The sequence below is a fragment of the Pseudoalteromonas neustonica genome, from assembly GCF_001653135.1.
GTDB classification, from domain to species: domain Bacteria; phylum Pseudomonadota; class Gammaproteobacteria; order Enterobacterales; family Alteromonadaceae; genus Pseudoalteromonas; species Pseudoalteromonas neustonica.
This window is the reverse complement of the sequence record NZ_BDDS01000003.1, coordinates 265,253-284,979: the sequence shown is the minus strand read 5'-3', so window position 1 is coordinate 284,979 and position 19,727 is coordinate 265,253. Positions and strand designations below refer to the sequence as shown.

General features: G+C 36.3%; 12 protein-coding genes and 1 pseudogene. 9 read left to right on the top strand and 4 right to left on the bottom strand.

What is annotated here, in order from left to right:
• Positions 1 to 764 precede the first annotated feature (764 nt).
• Positions 765 to 1,064, bottom strand: a pseudogene (gene tnpA, locus A7967_RS23615) (IS200/IS605 family transposase); the annotation flags it as partial.
• Positions 1,065 to 1,442: 378 nt separating this feature from the next.
• Between tnpA and A7967_RS07000 the strand changes: the two are divergent.
• A complete protein-coding gene (locus A7967_RS07000) occupies positions 1,443 to 2,318 on the top strand; it encodes a DNA replication terminus site-binding protein (RefSeq protein ID WP_054203905.1) in 876 nt (291 codons plus the stop codon).
• 58 nt (positions 2,319 to 2,376) lie between these two features.
• Here the strand turns inward: A7967_RS07000 and A7967_RS06995 are convergent, their stop codons facing one another.
• Positions 2,377 to 3,591, bottom strand: coding sequence for a hypothetical protein (locus A7967_RS06995; RefSeq protein ID WP_054203906.1), 1,215 nt, complete (start codon positions 3,589 to 3,591; stop codon positions 2,377 to 2,379).
• Positions 3,592 to 4,365: 774 nt separating this feature from the next.
• Between A7967_RS06995 and A7967_RS06990 the strand changes: the two genes are divergently transcribed.
• The 5 genes from A7967_RS06990 (at position 4,366) to A7967_RS06970 (ending at position 14,938) form a co-directional block, all read left to right on the top strand.
• A complete protein-coding gene (locus tag A7967_RS06990) occupies positions 4,366 to 5,604 on the top strand; it encodes an AAA family ATPase (protein ID WP_054203907.1) in 1,239 nt (412 codons plus the stop codon).
• A 14-nt stretch (positions 5,605 to 5,618) separates the two neighbouring features.
• On the top strand, positions 5,619 to 6,581 hold the full coding sequence (locus A7967_RS06985; protein ID WP_054203908.1) for a transcriptional regulator: 963 nt from the start codon (positions 5,619 to 5,621) through the stop codon (positions 6,579 to 6,581).
• A 416-nt stretch (positions 6,582 to 6,997) separates the two neighbouring features.
• On the top strand, positions 6,998 to 10,147 hold the full coding sequence (locus A7967_RS06980; RefSeq protein ID WP_054203909.1) for a DEAD/DEAH box helicase: 3,150 nt from the start codon (positions 6,998 to 7,000) through the stop codon (positions 10,145 to 10,147).
• Between the two features lie 1,226 nt (positions 10,148 to 11,373).
• On the top strand, positions 11,374 to 12,357 hold the full coding sequence (locus A7967_RS06975) for an FHA domain-containing protein (protein WP_054203910.1): 984 nt from the start codon (positions 11,374 to 11,376) through the stop codon (positions 12,355 to 12,357).
• Positions 12,341 to 14,938, top strand: a complete 2,598-nt coding sequence (locus A7967_RS06970; RefSeq protein ID WP_054203911.1) for a serine/threonine-protein kinase — start codon at positions 12,341 to 12,343, stop codon at positions 14,936 to 14,938. Before A7967_RS06975 ends, A7967_RS06970 begins: the two co-directional genes overlap by 17 nt.
• Here the strand turns inward: A7967_RS06970 and A7967_RS06965 are convergent.
• A complete protein-coding gene (locus A7967_RS06965; protein WP_054203912.1) occupies positions 14,935 to 15,492 on the bottom strand; it encodes a hypothetical protein in 558 nt (185 codons plus the stop codon). The genes A7967_RS06970 and A7967_RS06965 overlap by 4 nt on opposite strands.
• 270 nt (positions 15,493 to 15,762) lie before the next feature.
• On the opposite strand from A7967_RS06965, the gene A7967_RS06960 reads away from it, so the two are divergent.
• From A7967_RS06960 to A7967_RS06950, 3 genes are read left to right on the top strand one after another with little or no spacing between them, the layout of a single operon-like run.
• Entirely contained in the window at positions 15,763 to 17,229 is a 1,467-nt protein-coding gene (locus A7967_RS06960) for a DNA recombination protein RmuC (protein ID WP_054203913.1), read from the top strand.
• 8 nt (positions 17,230 to 17,237) lie between these two features.
• Positions 17,238 to 18,152: a hypothetical protein gene (locus A7967_RS23295; protein WP_231658978.1), complete on the top strand. Its 915-nt coding sequence runs from the start codon at positions 17,238 to 17,240 to the stop codon at positions 18,150 to 18,152.
• A 12-nt stretch (positions 18,153 to 18,164) separates the two neighbouring features.
• Positions 18,165 to 18,743 (top strand): DJ-1/PfpI family protein, encoded by a 579-nt coding sequence (locus A7967_RS06950; protein ID WP_054203914.1) that lies wholly within the window; start codon positions 18,165 to 18,167, stop codon positions 18,741 to 18,743.
• On the opposite strand, the gene A7967_RS06945 is transcribed toward A7967_RS06950, so the two are convergent.
• Positions 18,740 to 19,630: a LysR family transcriptional regulator gene (locus tag A7967_RS06945; protein ID WP_054203915.1), complete on the bottom strand. Its 891-nt coding sequence runs from the start codon at positions 19,628 to 19,630 to the stop codon at positions 18,740 to 18,742. The genes A7967_RS06950 and A7967_RS06945 overlap by 4 nt on opposite strands.
• Positions 19,631 to 19,727 lie beyond the last annotated feature (97 nt).

Below are 19,727 nucleotides of genomic sequence, written 5' to 3'. Positions count from 1 at the left end.
ATGTACTTGAACATAATTAGTTAAACACCAACAAAAGAACACATCATACTTAAATTTAAGTGCATTGTAACCTTAACATTACAGTGTCTATTTAGTAATTTAGGGCTAACAGTGGATAGAATTAATAATGCGTGCTATGAAGAATTACTTTGGGTTTTAATATCTGGATTTTATTTCATCTAATAACTCGGTCATATCGCTTTAGTGATATCGAATTACCACGAATTAATATAAAACTGAATTGCTTTACCAAGGCTAGCTGTCTATTACATTTTAATATTTTGGTATGACTGTGAAGCTGAAGAAAATAGCTGTAAGTTTATAAATTAAATACCCTCCTATTTCAATTGACCAGTTTAAAGAGCTGCCTAGTTCATTGGCCTTAGTTTATAGTAGTTCATTCAGTAGGTGTTACCAGCAAGGCCCTGTAACTGTGTGCTAGGTAACTGGTCTTAAAGATATAATAAACTTCGCTAATAGAAGGTGAAAACATATCTACTGCAAAAACACCTACTTATTTTGCCGTATCGAAATATACCCAACCCTAAACTTAACCGCTCCAAGTTCGCTCTGCGCGTATCATTATTTACTATACAGGATAGCTAGAAAGCCTTTCCTATGTATGAAGCCCATTAATATGGTTATGCATTACCTTTTGTACACTTAAACCAGAATATCTTTATATATGCTCTGCGTCATATTTTTAAATGATTAGCACTAAAGCAACTTTTTTTGTTATTAACATAGGCTGCAAGCGACCGAGTTTAAAGGAGCCCTAACTGAGCCCCGTGTTTTTCTTTATTGTCTAATTTGGTTTGCTGATTTTGTACATTCGCTCTGATCGTATCTTCGTTTGCATTTCCTATCGTTTCAACAAAATAACTCTGAGTCCAAAGCTTGCCAGCCCAAAATTATCGTCTCTTTACATCTGAATAAAGTCGCAAAAGTTATCTCGCCGAAATACTCTTTACTATTTTACTCGGTGACATTTTCGGTTCAATTCGAACTCCCATATGAATATGATCTTCTGGTATTTCTAACTCAATTATATCATTGCCCAATCTTTTGAATAATTGCTTTTATCCCTGCTCTATAAGGCTATTAGAACACTTTATGTAGATACTTATGTATTCACTAGATCCTAAAACGTGATGCGTATTTCTTTGAAGTTCCATGTGTTCAATAGTACAGATTGGGACAAGCCTCCGTGTTTTTCGCTACGTTCTGCTTCACCCCCATTGTTTCATATACCTATGAAACAATGGGAGGAAAATAAATCTAGTGAAACAAAGAACACATCATACTTATTGTTTTAATAATAATAACTTAGCTCTGAGTATAGTTGAATATTTAATTGTCAGGAGAAAGGCTGTTTTTAATATTTCGAACCTGCTTCTCTATATGATAAAATATTGATCTTAATCTTTGTATGATGTGTTCTTATGGTGTCTAAAGTACAAATTAGAAGTCAGTTTGATTTACTAAATGATTTAACTAACCTTTTTATTGATGATTTAAAAGAATGTGGTTATTCAAAAGCCGATTTTTATCAATTACCTGACGTAGGCTGTAATGATGAAAAAATTGTACCTAACTCTATTAATGTTACTAAAATCACGGGGGATGCTGCACATAAATCAATTTTAAATTCGTTTGGTGATATATATAAAAAATCAGGTCTTAGTAGCCGAGTTTTAAAGCGACACCCTGGCTTATTAGTAATTAAAAATGCGGATCAACAACACCTTATTGCTCGAATTCAACAATTAAACAAAGCTAAAGCTGCATTTAAAGAGTGTATTTTAGCCATTGATAATAATGATGCGCGCTTTGAAGCTGTTCATAATGCTATTCCAAATTTAATCACGCTTGCGGCCTACCGTAAAATTCATTTTGAAGTGAATTCACCTTACTCAGTACGTTTTACTTGGATGCATAAACACGCAACAAAAACTTTAACAAAAAAAATGGCACTCGAAATGCTGGAAAAATCAGCCGGTTATTCTAACCCTCGAATGATAGACCAACAAAGTTGGCAATCACTTGTTGCTCAAGAAAAATTACGTGTAGCAAGCTTGGGAGATAAAGATAAACTCAGAATTAGACGACCAACCCGTGTAAGCCCTCAAGTTAATGTTAGATACACAGCTCAAGATCGTTATCATGTCAGTGCTGCCTTACCCTTTATTTTGATTAACCCTGAACCGGATGTAAAGCTGGGTATTTTATCTGATTATCTAAAACCAGATGGACACCCAAGAAAAAAAGAATATGATTTTCTTGTTGATAGGTTATATATGGAACAAATAGAAAGTTGATTATGTTAAAAAGGCCACTAAATAGCGGCCTTTTTAATAACTACACTAAACTAAGCGGTTAATCTTGGACTATCGCCTCAATAGTATCTTCATCAAGGTGAACTACATTTTCAACTACACGCTTACCGCCTTGAATTTCAATCCGCTTATTATGTTTATTCAAAGTAAGTATTTCATCACAAAATTGATCTGACGGGTGCATTTCATATGTATAATCAATAATATTTCCCGTTTTATCATCTTTTACATTCGTAATACTGTATTCTGAAATAGCGCCTTTCTCAATTAAGTCTTTCATCGTCGTTGTCATATCACGACGCAGCGCTTTCAACTTATTTTCAGTAATATTATCTGTGGAATAAATAGAGCCATATTTTTCCATGATCGATAGTAATCTAAAGTGGTAAGTTTTTCCTGGTGCAGCATAACGCCAAAGGTGATACAAACGTAACATCATCCAACGAGACAGACCACGCTTCAGCTCTTGCGCGCTGTTGAAATAATAACCTTTATATTCAAGGTTATCGATCATGTTATGAACAAACGCATTCAGGCATGCAACACATTTTACATTGCCTCCCTGCCCTTTTTTACCACTAAAATGCAACGATGAAAGAAAGTTCATATTTGACTCATAAAAAGAGTCATCAATATCTGTATTTTTTGTATCCGTCGCAGAATACTTAAATGATAACTTAGATCCTTGCAGTGCTTCTAAAGCTTCTTTAATTTGTGGATAAGGCATAGATTGCCCAACAGCTTTAAGTTCTTGAGCCAACTCGTTCATCGAAAAAACAACGGCATATTGAATACCGGACTTAAAATTTATTTTAACGATTTTACCTTTTGAAGCCAAACGAATGAGTGCGCGCTCAACTTTTTCTTCACGATCGGATGGCCAAACTAAATATTCAATATCTTCACCATCTTTACGGCTACTGACAACAGCTGGTGTTATTTTTATTTCACCGTCATACAAAATACCATCTACTTTTTCTGATATTTTACGTGTAATGATCGTTTTTTTTGGTGCTTCTTCTAAAGGGAGCTTTTTATGACCAGAGCGAACAAAACGTCCCCATAAATCATAATGATTAAATGTGTTTGAGTATGCTCGTAATCCATGTGCAGCATTTTCGATTGAAACACGGACATCTTTATTATCGGTGAATAAAGCGAGACTCTCGTTATCGATTGCACTTTCCACCCCGTGGATCTGTCCCCGTAATGTATCGGGTAAGTTATCTACCGAGATGTTGACCTTTCGGCTCATTGTTCTTATTTCCAAATTTTGTTGCGACATCTAATAACAACACATTAAACTGTAAAAGTTAAATGTTTAAGTTAGTATAAAACTGATCCAAGTTTAAAATATATCATCAGATCACTTTTATACTAAGTCAAGGTTGTAATCATGATTTACAGATCACTTTTTTACTAACTAGGCAGTTACAAATCTAATTTTTACTAACTCAATAGCAAATTTGTCCATTTCATTTTAGTTTTTATTAAAAAACACACGACATATCGTCCATTTAGAAAGCATGCCTGTGGATAATACAACTATGAGTTGGAATAGATCTGATCTCTACCTAGTACAGATCAGATCTATACTAATCAAACCCACTCATTTAACCACTCGTTAGTGTATAACTTATTAATTAACTTAGTAAAATAATGATCTAAACACTACTTATTGTGAACAACAATGTGTTTAACTTGTGTGTAACTCTATTGTTATATTTGTGCTTAGTAAAATAGTGATCCATCAGTAGTAAAAGATCTGATCTTAACCAAGTATAAACGTGATCTAACTTATTTACTATTGTTTATTAAAATCAATTAGTTAAGTTACTTTTTAAGACCCTTAACCTTTATTACCTTATATACTAACCACCTTTAACCTTCTTTATTTATACTAAGCAATATTAAAGTTTGAATATTAAGTTTTGAATGTCTTCTAAATAAAAGTAATGTCACCATAAATAGTTGTTTACAGTTAATTGAATGGACATTATACTTATCACCTAACTTTGAGGAATAAAGCATGTCAATTCATAGTAATGCGTTAGCAACATATGGTCTTTTAAAAGCAACTGCTGAAGTCGCAGAAAAGTCATTAGAAGGACGTATTCAACATTATCGCGCTCATCTAAAATCTGAAGAAAAAGAACTTAGAACATATACCCAAAAAGCAGCGGCAGATTTATTAGGGTGCAACAACCGAACCTTAAAAAGACGTCACGATAATGGCGACTTCGATGATTTAAATATTAAACGTGGTGCTAACGGTCATTATGCTTACACTCTGGTAAATATTTTCTCAATGGCTGATATCATGGATATTCAACCAGATCACCGCAATATTGATGATAAATTACAAGTTATTGTCATCAATTCACTCAAAGGTGGCTGTGGTAAAACAACTAGCATGGTAAATATTGCAGCAGCATTGGCAACTACAAATATTAAACGTTATCGTATTGGTATTATTGACTTAGATCCTCAAGGTTCTTCTTCTAGTTTTTTCCCACCGAGCGAACCAGAACCTATAACAGTCGGCGACTTAATGCGTAATTGCATTGAACTTGATGAAAATGAAACATGGGAACAACTTGTATCAAATTCATTTTTACCAACGCACATTCCAAATATTCGTATTTTACCTTCTGGTATGGACGACTTTTATTTTGAACATGAGACGGCAACGTTATTGAAAGATAGTTCAAGCTACGATAAAACACGTCATTATCATAAATTACTTGAAAAAGTGATTAACCCTGTAAAAGATCAGTTTGATATTATATTAATTGATACAGCACCTTCACTTAACTTTATGTTTTATAATGCTTTAATGGCATCTACAGCAATGTTAATACCTGTGCACCCTGAAGCCGTTGATTTTGATGCAAATAATAAATACCTAAAACGACTTGGTGAGATTTACCATACAGTGGCTTCTTTAGGCCATGAAGGTTGGGATTTCATGCAGTTTTTAGTGACTAATTACGTTAAAGGTAATCATTCACAGCGTGACATAGTGAAAGATGTTCGTAGTGCATTTGGGCGTCAAGTCATGAGCTATCCAATAAACCACAGCTCAGCAATTACAGCCAGTTCATCATCATTTAATACTATTTTTGATCAAAAAACATCAGATAGCCTTGCTAGTCGAGAATCATTGATCAGAGCACAAGAAAATATCAAAGATGTAGTTGATGAACTTGAAATGTTGATTCGTTCTAATTGGAAGTCAACGCAATCTCAACTTAATAAAGCTAAGTAAGGTAGTTAATAATAATGGCTAAAAAACGTAAAAATGACACCAGCTTAGATCCTTTTGCTACGTCTATCGGCAATAGCAGCCTTGATGAGCTACTTGAACAGGCCAATGCCGGTGATGTGATAAAAATGCCAGCTCCAAGCGATCCAAATCGTCAGATCACATTGGTGTGTAAAATGATCCCGCATAATGACATAGAACTCATGACTAAAGTGTATGGCAAAAACCGACGAGTACAATCACTTTTAAATGAAAAATCAGTAGCTGATATTCTTCCTGCAATCACTGAGGACGGGCGTAACCAACATCCAGCCCTATGCTGGGATAAAGGTGATGAAACACTTGTACTGGCAGGCTCACGTCGTCGTATGGCATGTATATTAGGAAATGCTGATTACATGGTACTTAGTTCAAGTGATTTTACAGATCTTGATGCCAAAATTTTAGCTGTTTCATCGGATCAATACATCGCACCAAGTTTGTGGGAGCTTGGCCAAGCGTATCAACAAACAAAAGATGAATTAATTAATGATGGTAAAAAGGGCTCCTATCGTGAAATAGCGGCAATTGAAGGGGTTTCTCACACAGCCATTGCTGATGCCATTAAAGCTTACGAGAAGCTACCTGCTAGCGTTCTAGCGTTGTATCCAACGGCTAATCATGTTGGCCGAGAAGTCGCAAAAAAATTAATAGCTGCAAAAGAACGCAATGAAACAACATTTAATCAACAAGTTGAATTACTCGCTAATGATCAAAGTATCAATGAGATTATTGGTGACGATAAGCGCGCAATGGCGATTACCAAATCTTTAACTGCCGAGCCTGTAAACACCCATCGTCGTGAAGCTTTACTTGAAAGCGACTATGTTAGTGTTCAGCGTAATGTTAAAAGTGGTGATTTATCGATTAAGATTGATAATAAAGTGATGACTGACAGACGCTTAGAACAGTTAACAAAGCTTTTAAATGCTTTTAACTAGTTGATAAAATAATGATCTGAGATCACGCTTTTGTTAGTAAAATAGTGATCTCGACTACCTCTAAGTTAGTTAAATAACGATCCGAATTACACCAAATCAAGCTAAATACCTATTAAAGATCATTATTTTACTAACTTAATGGTGGGTTTTTCTCCCTTCTTTGCTTATCAGCCATTGCTTAGTAAAAATCTGATCTGTAAACCCCCTCCATTGTTATTAAGTTGTTTATAACTTGTGCCTTAGTTGTTTGTTAATTGTTTCGTCGCCACCCCCGATGATTGTTTTTTATGCACAAAGCTATTTTTTACCAACTCACCAGCTCCAACAAGTATAATTTGTTGTTTTAATGCTTTAGCTCAGTACATATAAATCATATACTGGTAAAATTATTCTTTATTTTTAATGCTTCGAGCACTATGTCTGCTAATTTATCAAAGAATGACCTGTTAGCTATTTTTGAAGAAATAAAACAAGAACAAGCGACTCAATTTCCTCTATCTGAACGGTTTATAAAACAGTTGTTTAAACCTAATGTACTAAGTAGAGCAAAAGAATATTTAGCGAATGGTCAAATTAATTGCCTTGAATATAATAGCGATTTTTCTGTTATTGATGCGTCTATGCTCGGTAATGAAGGGAATACCTTTAATCAGCATATTGAGATCAAAAAATTACCAACTGGGTTTTCAGTTGAACGTCATTGTTCATGTAATGCAAAAACAAGTTGTCGTCATTTAGCTGCGGTTTTACTTAAACTTAAAATTGAGCATTCAGGTGAATACGGCCAAGATTACATAATAAATGATTGGTTTGATGAGCTTAAAACGTTAAAGCAAACAGAAGTTACGACAGTAAAAAATGTTTTGTTATTCGTACTTGATGTTGAAGATACTCGCGTTATTCTTACACCAAAGATTGCAGCCTATTCAAAAGAGCATAATTATACATTAGGCCGTAATTTAACTGAGCAACAGCTTAATAGCTTTGTTACACCTATAGACCTGCTTGAAAGTGATTTTCGATTATTCAGTTGGATACGTTCACAAAACGCCTTAGGTCATCTTGAGCTCAAAGGCCAATGGGGTTTTACTGCACTACAACAACTAATAGCAACGCAGCGTTTGTTTTTTGGACGCTCCCGTAGTTCAATCAAAGCGGATAGCGCTAAAGAACTCAGCTTTAGTTGGACACATAAAAAAGATCTTACGCATTTAAATATTGATTTATGCGATAAATCACCTTGGCTGCTATTAAAAACAACCCCACCCACTTACATTGAAACAGAGTCATTAAAAATAGGTCGTTTACGTACACCTCTCAGTGGTGAAGAAGTTGCACATATTCAATCTATACCAGCAATTCATACCACCAATTTCGAACGTGTTTATAAGCAATTAGTAGCCAATTTTGGTGATGGTGTTATTCCCCATTATCAGCCTGTAGAAAAAAAGAAATTGAAACGCATTGCTGATGCATACGCGGTGATAGACGTAAGTAATGATAAAAAGCAGTTACAATTTAGTTTGCAATTTAATTATCAAGGTCAGCTTTATCAGCCTAATTCCGCGCCGGTTAAATTACTTAATAAAGCGCTTGAGAATACAGTACTAAATGAATTAATTAACCTTGGATTTGAATCATGTAAAGGGGCTTTACAAAATACATTTATCTTTAGTAAACAGTCCATTACTCATAACCATTGGTTTAAATTTGAAGTAATTCCAATGCTTCGCCAGCGAGGCTGGAAAATTAGCGATAAAAAATTAGTGATCAAAAAAAGTTTAACAACGCCTTGTCTCGATATTAAACGAGGAAAAGGACATCAAGTTGTTAGTAAAATATTGATCTCAAATTTAAAAGCTGCCCATGTTTTAGCTAACGATAACCCTGAGTATCAGTCATTAAACCGTCAAAGTGAACATTTTTATTATTACACTGAGGGTAAACAATTCGGGGTAATTGAGAAATCGGTCTTCAATTTATTAACTGAGTTTAAGCAGCGGTTTGAATTTATAAAAACACGAGATGAGTTACTTATACCCCTGTCGTTTTTACCTGAATTAATGGCTTTGGAGTGTATTAATGTTAATTTAGTTGACGATAGTTTAGAACGTTATTTAGCAGAGCTAACAATACAAAAAAAAGACGTTAAGTATAAATTGCAGGGCTTAAACTCGGGGGTTCAACTTCGCGAATATCAGCAACAAGGCGTTGATTGGTTACATTTTCTAAAACGCCATCAACTCGGTGGTATTCTTGCCGATGATATGGGCCTGGGTAAAACGCTTCAGGTCATTGCTTTTTTAGCCAATGCTAAACAAAACCCACAAGCTGGACCAACATTGATTGTTTGTCCAACAAGCTTAGTTAGTAATTGGCAAAACGAGATCACTAAGTTTGCCAGTGACATAAAAGTGACAACAATATTTGGTTCTGCACGAGTCGAACAATTATCACATTTAGCGCAAGCAGAGTGTATTTTAACAACCTACCCGCTACTAAAACGTGATATAGCCTATTATTCACCATTATATTTTGAAAACATTATACTTGATGAAGCGCAATATATTAAAAATGACAGCGCACAGGTATCGCGATTGGTTAAACGTTTAAATGCCGATTTTAAACTTTGCTTAAGTGGGACACCGATCGAAAATAATCTCTTTGAACTTAAATCGTTACTCGATTTTGCTATGCCATCATTACTGGGTTCGCAAAGCCATTTTAAACAACATTTTCAAACCCCGATCGAGCGTGATGGTGATAGTGAGCGTGCCCGCGAATTAAAGTCATTAATAATGCCATTTATTTTGCGCCGTACTAAAGCTGAAGTGGCACAAGAGCTACCTTTAAAGACTGAGTTGATAAAAGAATTTGAGTTTGAATCACAGCAAAAAGCAATTTATCAAGGGATCACTGAAGCACTTGAAGAAAAGATGATCGATTTATTTGCCGCGCAAGGTATGCAAAAAAGCAAGCTTGCATTTTTAGATGCGTTATTAAAGTTAAGGCAAATTTGTTGTCATCCGCAATTAATTGATGAGCATACTACTGCACGCAGCGCGAAGTTAGATTGGATCAGTAATCACCTACCTATGATGCTTAGCGAAGGACGTAAAGTGATTATCTTTAGCCAATTTACTAGCGCCTTAGACATTATTGCCACACAACTTAATGAACAATCAATTAGCTTTAGCTTACTTACAGGGCAAACACGGCATCGCGATAAAGTAATAGATGAATTTACCAGTGGTAACACCTCTGTATTTCTAATTAGTCTTAAAGCGGGTGGAACAGGTCTTAATTTAACTCAGGCTGATACAGTGATCCATTTTGATCCATGGTGGAACCCTGCCGTTGAAAAGCAAGCAACAGATCGCGCTTATAGAATCGGTCAAACAAACCCCGTTTTTGTTTATAAATTAATTATGGCGAATTCAATTGAGCAAAAAGTGTTTAAAATGCAACAAGAGAAGCAAGCCCTTGTTGATGCATTATTTACTGATAAATCAATGAGTTTTACTAAGTTAGATGAAGAACAAATGTTGTCTTTGATCAAAAATTAAAAAAGATACTCAAAATAGAGGATCTTTTATTGAACTTAACCTGTAAAGCGCACGTCTACTATTGTGCTTGTTGATGAATTGCAGTTTATCCGAGCGACTTGTTGATTTCCCCCTATTAGTTACTAAATTTAGTAATGATTGAGCCGGCCCATTTTGAGCTGGCTTTTTTTATGGCTGTCGCTTTGAGACTAAATTAAATTTTAATTATTTTGAACTTAATCAGTAAGGCGGCGTCTACTATTGTGCTTGTTGTTAAATTGCAGTTTGCACAAGCATCATGTTGATTTCCCTATTTGATTACTAAATTTAGTAATGATTGAGCCAGCCCATTTTGAGCTGGCTTTTTTTATGGCTGTCGCTTTGAGACTAAATTAAATTTTAATTACTTTGAACTTAATCAGTAAGGCGGCGTCTATTATTGTGCTTGTTGTTAAATTGCAGTTTATCCAAGCATCATGTTGATTTCCCTATTTGATTACTAAATTTAGTAATGATTGAGCCAGCCCATTTTGAGCTGGCTTTTTTTATGGCTGTCGCTTTGAGACTAAATTAAATTTTAATTATTTTTGAACTTAATCAGTAAGGCGGCGTCTACTATTGTGCTTGTTGATGAATTGCAGTTTATCCAAGCAACATGTTGATTTCCCTATTTGGTTACTAAATTTAGTAATGATTGAGCCAGCCCGCTTTGAGCTGGCTTTTTTTATGGCTGTCGCTTTGAGACTAAATTAAATTTTAATTATTTTTGAACTTAATAAGTAAGGCGACGTCTACTACTGTGCTTGTTGATGAATTGCAGTTTATCCAAGTATCATGTTGATTTCCCCCCTATTGGTTACTAAATTTAGTAATGATTGAACCAGCTTTTTAAGCTGGTTTTTTTTGTTTTAATTTTATCCATATCCATTAACCTAATTTTGATTAAGAGGTTTACGAACCTATTGATTTAATTTATAAAAAATAACTAATCTATTTAGTTGAAAATAGCCACTCTACTGGTGTGTATTAGATAAGAAATGAGTTCATATACTTAGGATTGTTTTGTTTTTTATGATATTGGGCACAATTACCTTAAAAAAGTACATATTATTTACTTTTCGAAGTGTAATCTTCACTAATTATCAATATACTCAGTAATGTAAATCTCTTGCGTTTAGCTTTAAAATGTAAGGAATTTTTACTGATACATTTGGCTTCTGTATTCAACGATAGAACAAGGTGCAATTATGGCTCATTTAATTGATAAACGTACAAACGATTATTGTTTTTTATACGCACATCATACCTTTGGTCGTTATCAATACTCAGTCGATACTTTGGTAAGTGATCCGAGTGTATCTAAAATCCATACTATTATTGAATGGGTAAACGGTAAATGGTTTATTAGAGATTTAAGCCTAAATGGAACGTGGCTAAACAATAAACGCCTTGTAAAAGATGAGCCCAAGTTACTTTGCATTGGCGACAAAATATATTTTTCAGGTAACTCAGAAACAACGTATGTTGTAAAAAACCTAGCAGCACCTGCAGATCAATTAATTCGACTTGATGAGTATAATAAAAAAACAACAGACGTCATTTCGCTTAGTCATTATCATCTAGTACCTGAGCACAATCCTGATCATGTTGTTGTTTTTGAAAACAGCAGTGGTCAGTGGCACTTAGAGTCATTAGATGACGCCACACAAGATGACCCTGAAGTGTTGCAAGATAATCATATAATTACCCTTGGCGATTCTCGTTGGATGTTTCTATCTAGTCATATAGACGATGTAACACAAATGAGCAGTGTGCCACAGTTGTATATTAATGATTTGGAGTTTCATTTTAACCTGAGCCTTGATGAAGAAATCTCTGAACTTACAATAAAGTACAATAACAAAGAAATTGATTTACATGCTCGCTGTCATCACTATCTAACACTTAATTTAGCGCGATATCGTGCTGAAGACGCACAGCGTGGTGTTACACCCGCTAACCAAGGCTGGGTAGAAACAGATCGGTTAGTTAAAGACTTAGGGGTTGATATGCGATATTTAAATATTCAGATTCATCGTGCCCGCAAACAGTTTTCTGAAGTTTTAACGCATGTTCATGATGCTGAAAATATTATTGAGCGACAATTACGCAGAGTTCGCTTTGCAGGTAAAACCTTTGAAATATACAAAGGGCATGAGTTAGAGAGAACCTCGAATGTCGCAACCGCATAACAGCGTGGAAAAATTTAATACAACAATCGTTAATTACAAATTAATAAAATTACTTAATCAAGGCGGAATGGGCTCTGTCTACCTTGCTGAAGATACCCGCTTGAAGCGCTATGTGGCAATTAAACTTATTAAAGTTAATTCCACACAATCGGCGGCAGATATCAACGTTCTTAATGAAGCACAATTATTAGCTCGTCTTAATCATCCACATATTGTGCAAATACATGATGTACTGATGTTTGAAGATCAACTATGCATTGTTATGGAGTATTTGAAAGGCAAAACCTTACAACAGTTCCAGCAACAGCATATTTGTTGTTTGTTGGATAAACTGAACATACTTTTACAGCTATGTGCAGGCTTGTCTCATGCACATAGTCAGCAAGTAATTCATTGCGATTTAAAGCCCGCAAATATCATAATTGATACTGAAAAAAACGTATTAAAAATTACAGATTTTGGTATTGCCGCTTTACATAATACTGATACTAGTGAGTCTGTTCAGGGGCTGAGTTTTGGCAGTGCAAGTGCGATGTCACCTGAACAGATAAGAAAAGAGCCTGTTGATTTTAAAAGCGATTTATTTTCATTTGGTATACTAGCATATATGTTTATTAGTGGCCGTCATCCCTTTGGTGAAGGGGCCGCGCAAGCATTAGCTAATAATATTGCAAATGGAAAAGCCAGCAATGCACACGAGATAATTCCCGGACTACCCAATGAATTATGTGATTTACTCAATCAATTACTACAGCGAAAAAAATCACGTCGTCCCGTAAATGCTCAAAGCGTCGAACGCAGGTTACAAGACATTATTATTGCTATTAAACAGCAAGAAATTTTAGCGCAAGAGACAATTCCACTTGATCAATTAGTCGTAAAAACAAAATCACCTAAAAAGTGGGTGATTTTAGGTGCAGTGATGGGGATTGCAGCCATAACCACAGGCTTAATGTATAAGTTTGAAGTACATAAACCAGAAGAACATTATGTTGTATTTTTAGCCCCTGAAATAAAAGTACCTCCGCTTTTCGAAGCTGATATAAATATGGTAAAAGCTACGATAGATGATGCCGTTAGACAAGGTATTATTAATAGTAAACACTTACACCTTATCTCAGAAGATGAAATAAAAGTTATTGAAGATAGTAACAACCAACAAACTTTAACACAGAGGTTAAAACAGTTAAGTATTGCAACAGGTATGCAAGAAGCTGTAAGAGCTGAACTCAATTGTATGCAGCCACAATGTTATTTAACGTTAGTTCGTTTAGAAGCACCTAATTGGACGGTCAAAGCACGTAAGCAATGGCCTATTATTATTGATAATTATAGTCAAATGCACCATTCAAGCAGTCAGCAATTAACTGCACTTTACCCTGATTTTGATAATAAATATGTTGTAATGTCGCAGTTGAGCGACAAAGTACAAATTGAACATATCGAGTTGTATCAAAAAGTGCAGCATGTAGGCGATTACAGTGAACGGCTATTCATGCAAATTAGTAGCGCGATTGAACAAACCCCGCAGTTATACGCTAACTATGAGTTATTACGTGAGGTTGCACTGAGTTTATACCAGCAGTCTCAACAGGATGAGTATTTAAATACTGCCAGTAAGTTGCTTTTTAACTCGCCGTTGGCATATCAAAATACCCCTGCATTTGCTAAAAATGCCATGTTAATAGCGGTTGCTAGACAAGATTGGTCTGCGGCTACACAGTATTTGGCCAAAGCTGAACAAGTAGGCGCTAGCACCTTAACTCTTTATGAACTAAAGGGAATGCTGTATTTACATCAAGATAAGTTATCTGAGGCTCAAAGTGCGTTTGAACTTGCATTAAAAATACGGACGAATCCTATAATTAAGCAAAATTTAGCTTTAGTTATGTGGTGGCAAGGTGATATTGAAAAAGCAAAGCAGTTACTTAATGAGGTGATAAGTGTCAGCCCACAAAATTATATGGCCAATCAATTATTGGCTGATATAGCACTTACCGAAGGTGATTTAGTAATTGCTATAAAGCAATATAAACAGGCTATAAATATTAAGGCTGATAGTACAGATTTGAGTAACTTAAGTATTGCTTATTCATTGCAAGGTGAGTTTGAACAAGCATTAATAGTTGCCCAGCAAGCAGTTGATATAAACCCTGAACATGTTAGCTTTAGGCTTAATTTAGCGGATACACAAAAGGCGCTTAGCCTGATTGAATCATACCCAGCTAATTACCTAAAAGTCATTGAATTGACGCAAGATAAACAGACTCTTGATGGTTATTTAGAGGTGGCGCAAGCGCATAGCCAATTAGGCGAGGCTAAACTTGCATTACAGGCACTAAATAAAGCAATTAGTATCTCGTCAGAGCACTATGAGTATGTGTTTACTGCGGCACTTGTTTATAGCGTTATTGGTGAATACCAATCAGCGATAATGTATATAGAGAAGTCATTAACAATTGGTTACCACCCGATGTGGTTTAAGTTACCTTGGTTTAAACCTTGGTGCAAAAAAGAAGAGTTTATTACATTAATGCAGCAATATGACTCTTCTTTTAGTTGTGGCTTTACTTTAAATTAAAGAGTTGCCCCTGGTCTACGTACAACAATCTTAGGATCTTGCGACATATAAATTTGACCTGAATTATGTTTTGCAACATATCTAAAGCTAATAGGTAAGTAAGCAGTATCTTCACCTTGCGTTACTTCGATTACTTTATCCAAGTTACCTGTATCGACCCCTGCAAACGCATAGGTCGCTCCAACATCTGTTACTTTTAAAGTAAGCACCTTGCCTGAAGCATCTATTGAGGTTGAAATGTTATACTGGCAGTTACTGCCAGCACCACAGTATTCAACACCATTACCATAAAACACCCATTCATCAGCAACAGATTGATCAAGTGTTACAACAAGCTCAGCAAATTGTTTTACTGCAAGCCCGGCTGGGGTTGTGCCTTTTGGGTTTTGAAACTCGATACTTAAGGTTTCAGTTAAAAGTGTGCTACTTTCTGTGTTTACATGGAAGGTAAGCCAACTTTCACTTGTATGCGGAAGCAGCGTAAAGTGGGCTGTTTGCGAAAAATTGTCTTCATTACATGGAACTTGAATATCAGGGTGTTGAGCAATCGTCATTTTATCTTTCCTTGTTACAGTTGGTGTAGTCGGTACTTATTTGGTACGAGTTTTATTGTAGGTGATACTTTTTACTAATAAAAGCTATTACGTTTATTTGTAATAGCGTGTAATATTTTTAATGGGGGAAGCGCGTAATACAAACGTGTTTTTGGTTATTCGTTTGAATTAAATCATCTATGTTTACCTGTATCTTAGAGCCAAATATGGCTATCTTGCTTGTTTGATCTTCGTTATGATTAAGTGTCTTTAGGCTAATGAAGTTTATTTATGTATATACAGCTACTTACAAGCATCGATTGGGTGAGTGTTGGGGTCGGTTTGACCACTGGTGCCGTACTTCTAGGTCTCGTTTACTCAAATAAAGGTAAACGCTTATCGCAGCAAATGAGTGAGCATCAACAGCAACTGCTACTAATACAAAATCAACTAAGTGAAAAGCAACAACAATACAGCACCTTATTAGATGAACACGATTTGCTCGAGCGAAGCCATCAAGAGCAACGTGATGAAACCCAACATTTTAAAACACGTTTTACCGAGCAAGAAAAACAAAGCCAACAGTACAACCATTATTGGCGTAAAGCGGAAAGCGAACTAACAGCCCTGCGTGGCGAACACAATGCCCGTGGCATAGAGCTTAGTACAATGCGCACTGTACTTGAACAAAAGCAAACACACTTTGAAGAGCAGCTTGAACACATCAAACAAAGTAAAGAGCAGCTAAAAAAAGAGTTTGAAAATTTAGCGAATCAAATCCTTGAAGAAAAATCGCAAAAGTTTAAAGCTTTAAACCAAGAGAGCATTGAACAACTATTAAAACCAGTGCAAGGCGAGTTAAAAGGCTTTAGGGATAAGTTAGAGTCTATTCACGTTGAAGATGTAAAACAGCGCGAGGCACTTAAAATAGAGCTGCTGCATTTACAAGCCAAAAGCCAAGCAATAACAGATCAAGCAGATAGGCTCAGTAACGCACTCCAAGGGCAAAAGAAAACCCAAGGTAATTGGGGAGAACTTATGCTTGAAAACGTGTTAGATAGCGCAGGCCTGCGCGCTGGAACTGATTACAAACGCGAGGTGTCGTTTAATACTGACGATGGCCGCCTTCGTCCCGATGTAGTGGTATATTTACCGCAAGGTCGCCATTTGGTTATAGATGCTAAAACGTCACTCAATGCTTACACCCGCTATGTAAATGCAGATAACGAACTTCAAGCGCAACAAGCGATTAAAGAGCATGTAGAGGCTGTTAAAGCGCGTATTAATGAATTGGCGAGTAAATCATATGATCGCCTCCCAGGAATTAATTCACCAGAGGTTGTGGTGATGTTTGTGCCAATAGAGTCTGCTTTTGTTGAAGCACTTAAATACCAAAGTGATATCTACCAACAAGCAATTGAAAAAAACATTCTAGTTGCGACTCCCACTACCCTACTCACAAGTTTAAATATTGTTAAACAGTTATGGCGCTTTGAAGAGCAAACCAAATACTCTAAAGAGTTAGCTAATCGTGCTGAGCGTTTTTATAATAAGCTCAATGGTTTTTTAACCAGTATGGAAGGTGTTGGTAAACAATTAGATAAAGCCAAAGAAAGCTACGACAAAGCATTTTCTCAGCTATATCGTGGTAAAGGTAACTTAATTAAACAAGCCTCTGAGTTTAAAGAGCTTGGTGTCTCAGTGCAAAAAGACTTACCCGCTGAAAGTGTTGAACGAGCCCAACTAGAATTGGATTAATAAAGAGAATGAAACAGTTTTTAAACAAAGGAATTGCTACGCTAAAATTAGCATCAGATAAACTCACCGATGAGTTTAGTAAAGGCTATGTTTTAGCAAAAGAAAAGGTCAATGGACTCCCTATTTTCATGTCGTTAGAGCACTGTGGAAAAGTAAGCCCGCTATCGTTTGACGAAAAACATTATTTTGTAATCCCTTTCGAATTATCAGAGTATAAATTTGCTCTACACACCATGCGCTGCCTGCCTAAAGGTGTCCCCGAAGTGAATAACTTGCCTAAACGACGAGTGTTTCATTTCCCAAACGAACACGCTGAAGCCGGACTTAGGCTCTACATGCTAAACAGCACTGATGAGATAATGCGAGCACAAGCGACTGGGCAAACGAATACCTTGCAGTCACTAGCAAATGATATAGACGCGTTAGATCAAAAGCTTACTTACGGTATGCTATTAGTCGGTGGCCTTGCTGCCATAGCAAATCCTTTATTAGGGGCAGGTATAGCAGCTAAAGCAGTGTTGCCAAGCGTCACAGGCCTATTGAACAAATATGGTTTGCGTGCTTCTGCGGATAAATTTTCCCAATATCAACTTGAAAAAGAAATCAAAACAGCTCAAAACAATATCATTCAAGAATTTGAGGCTGCTAATACACTGCAAGTAATAAACCCTATTTTGCAAGAGTTGGAGCTCACACTTAGAACAACCGAAGCAGAGCATGACCCTTTAACCAGCTTTAACTTAGGTGAATGTTCTATACCTGAGTTAGGAGATGAAACGTGGCGTGAGCTTACCGATGTTGCAATTTGTCATGTTTATAAAGATGTATACGATGATGAATCACTGCATGAACAAGCACATCTAACGACTAAAAATTTAAGGTGGTTAAAACTAATTTTTGACGCAAATGATACTAAAGCATAAGGAAAACAAGTGATGAACATTGGTATATATATTTACAATGATGCAGAAGTGCTGGATTTTTCAGGCCCATTTGAAGTGTTTAGCACGGCAAAACGCTTAGCTGATAATGATTGGCAGGTATTTTTTGTGGCCGAGCAAAACAAACCAGTACTTGCGCGTGCAGGCTTTAGTGTAAACCCCCATTACAGTTTTGATAATCATCCGGCGATAGACTTGCTAATAGTTGTTGGTGGTGTACATACCTATGAACTTGAAAAAAGGGCCGTAATTAACTGGATACGAGAAGCCGCTGACGCTGCTGCTAAAGTAGCCTCGGTTTGCACTGGTGCTTTTTTATTAGCCAAAACTGATTTACTTGATGGCTTAACGGTTACCACACATTGGGAAGATCAAGCTGATCTTGCTGCTATGTTCCCAAGCCTAAATGTGATCACCAATAAACGCTGGGTATCGCAAGGTAAATTTACCACCTCAGGCGGAATTTCTGCGGGAATTGATATGAGTTTAGCGCTAGTTGCAGAGTTAATAAGCCCTGAACATGCTGAGCTTACGGCGAAGCAAATGGAATATCGGTGGCACACAAACACTTAGCCCTCTGGTAGTTGCTGTTGTATAAATATATGTATGTAATCACGTAAACAAACCGATTTTTTACTAAGTAAACGCCCGCTTGGCCAAATAGCAAAAATCTCCCTTGGTAGACTTTGCCATTCAGGTAAAACCCTTACTAACTCGCCTGTTTTAAGCTCATTTATAATTTCAAATCGCGGTAGTAATCCTATCCCTTGATGATCGCATATTTGATATTTCACAAAACTTGTATCGTTATAAATGCTATTAAAGCGGCACATATGCGTGTAACTGGCGCGAGTTTTGGTATTGGTCAGCGGCCATTTATTTCTAAGCGTAGTGCCAATTAAGCGGTGCTGTTTAAGATCATTTGGCTCTTTAAGTTCAGCGGTGCTAGTTAAATAGTTAGGGGTCGCCACCAAAATAGAATCTGCTTGTCCGAGCTTTTTTTGTTGTAGCAGTGAATCTTCCTGTGGGCCTATTCTTAGGGCTAAATCGGCTTGGTTTTTTATGATGTCTTCAAGCTGGTTACCCAAAACAAGCTCTAATTGAATATCAGGGTACGCTTTAGTGAACGACAACCACATGGGTCGTAAAAAACCATGGCAAATATTAAGCGGCGCAAGCACTTTGAGTTTACCGCTTAGTTGTTCTTTTTGTTGATTAAGTTGATGACTGGTTTGTTCAAATTGCTCAACTAAATTTGCATAACTTTGATAGTACACCTGCCCTTGCTGTGTCAGCGTACATTGGCGCGCAGAACGGTGTAGTAACTTTTGGCCAAGGCGAGACTCAAGACGTTGTAAACGCCGGGTGACCGTCGCACCAGGCAGCGATAAATACTGCCCAGCTTGCGATAACCCACCTTGCTGCACTATATGCACAAATAACACTATATCATCTAACATGATTCCACTTTTGCAATTTAAGTTTGATTAAAGCTTTGTATTTAACGTTTGTGTAAGTGTATATCATGATTACTAAGTTTTCTTAGTAAAGAGTATT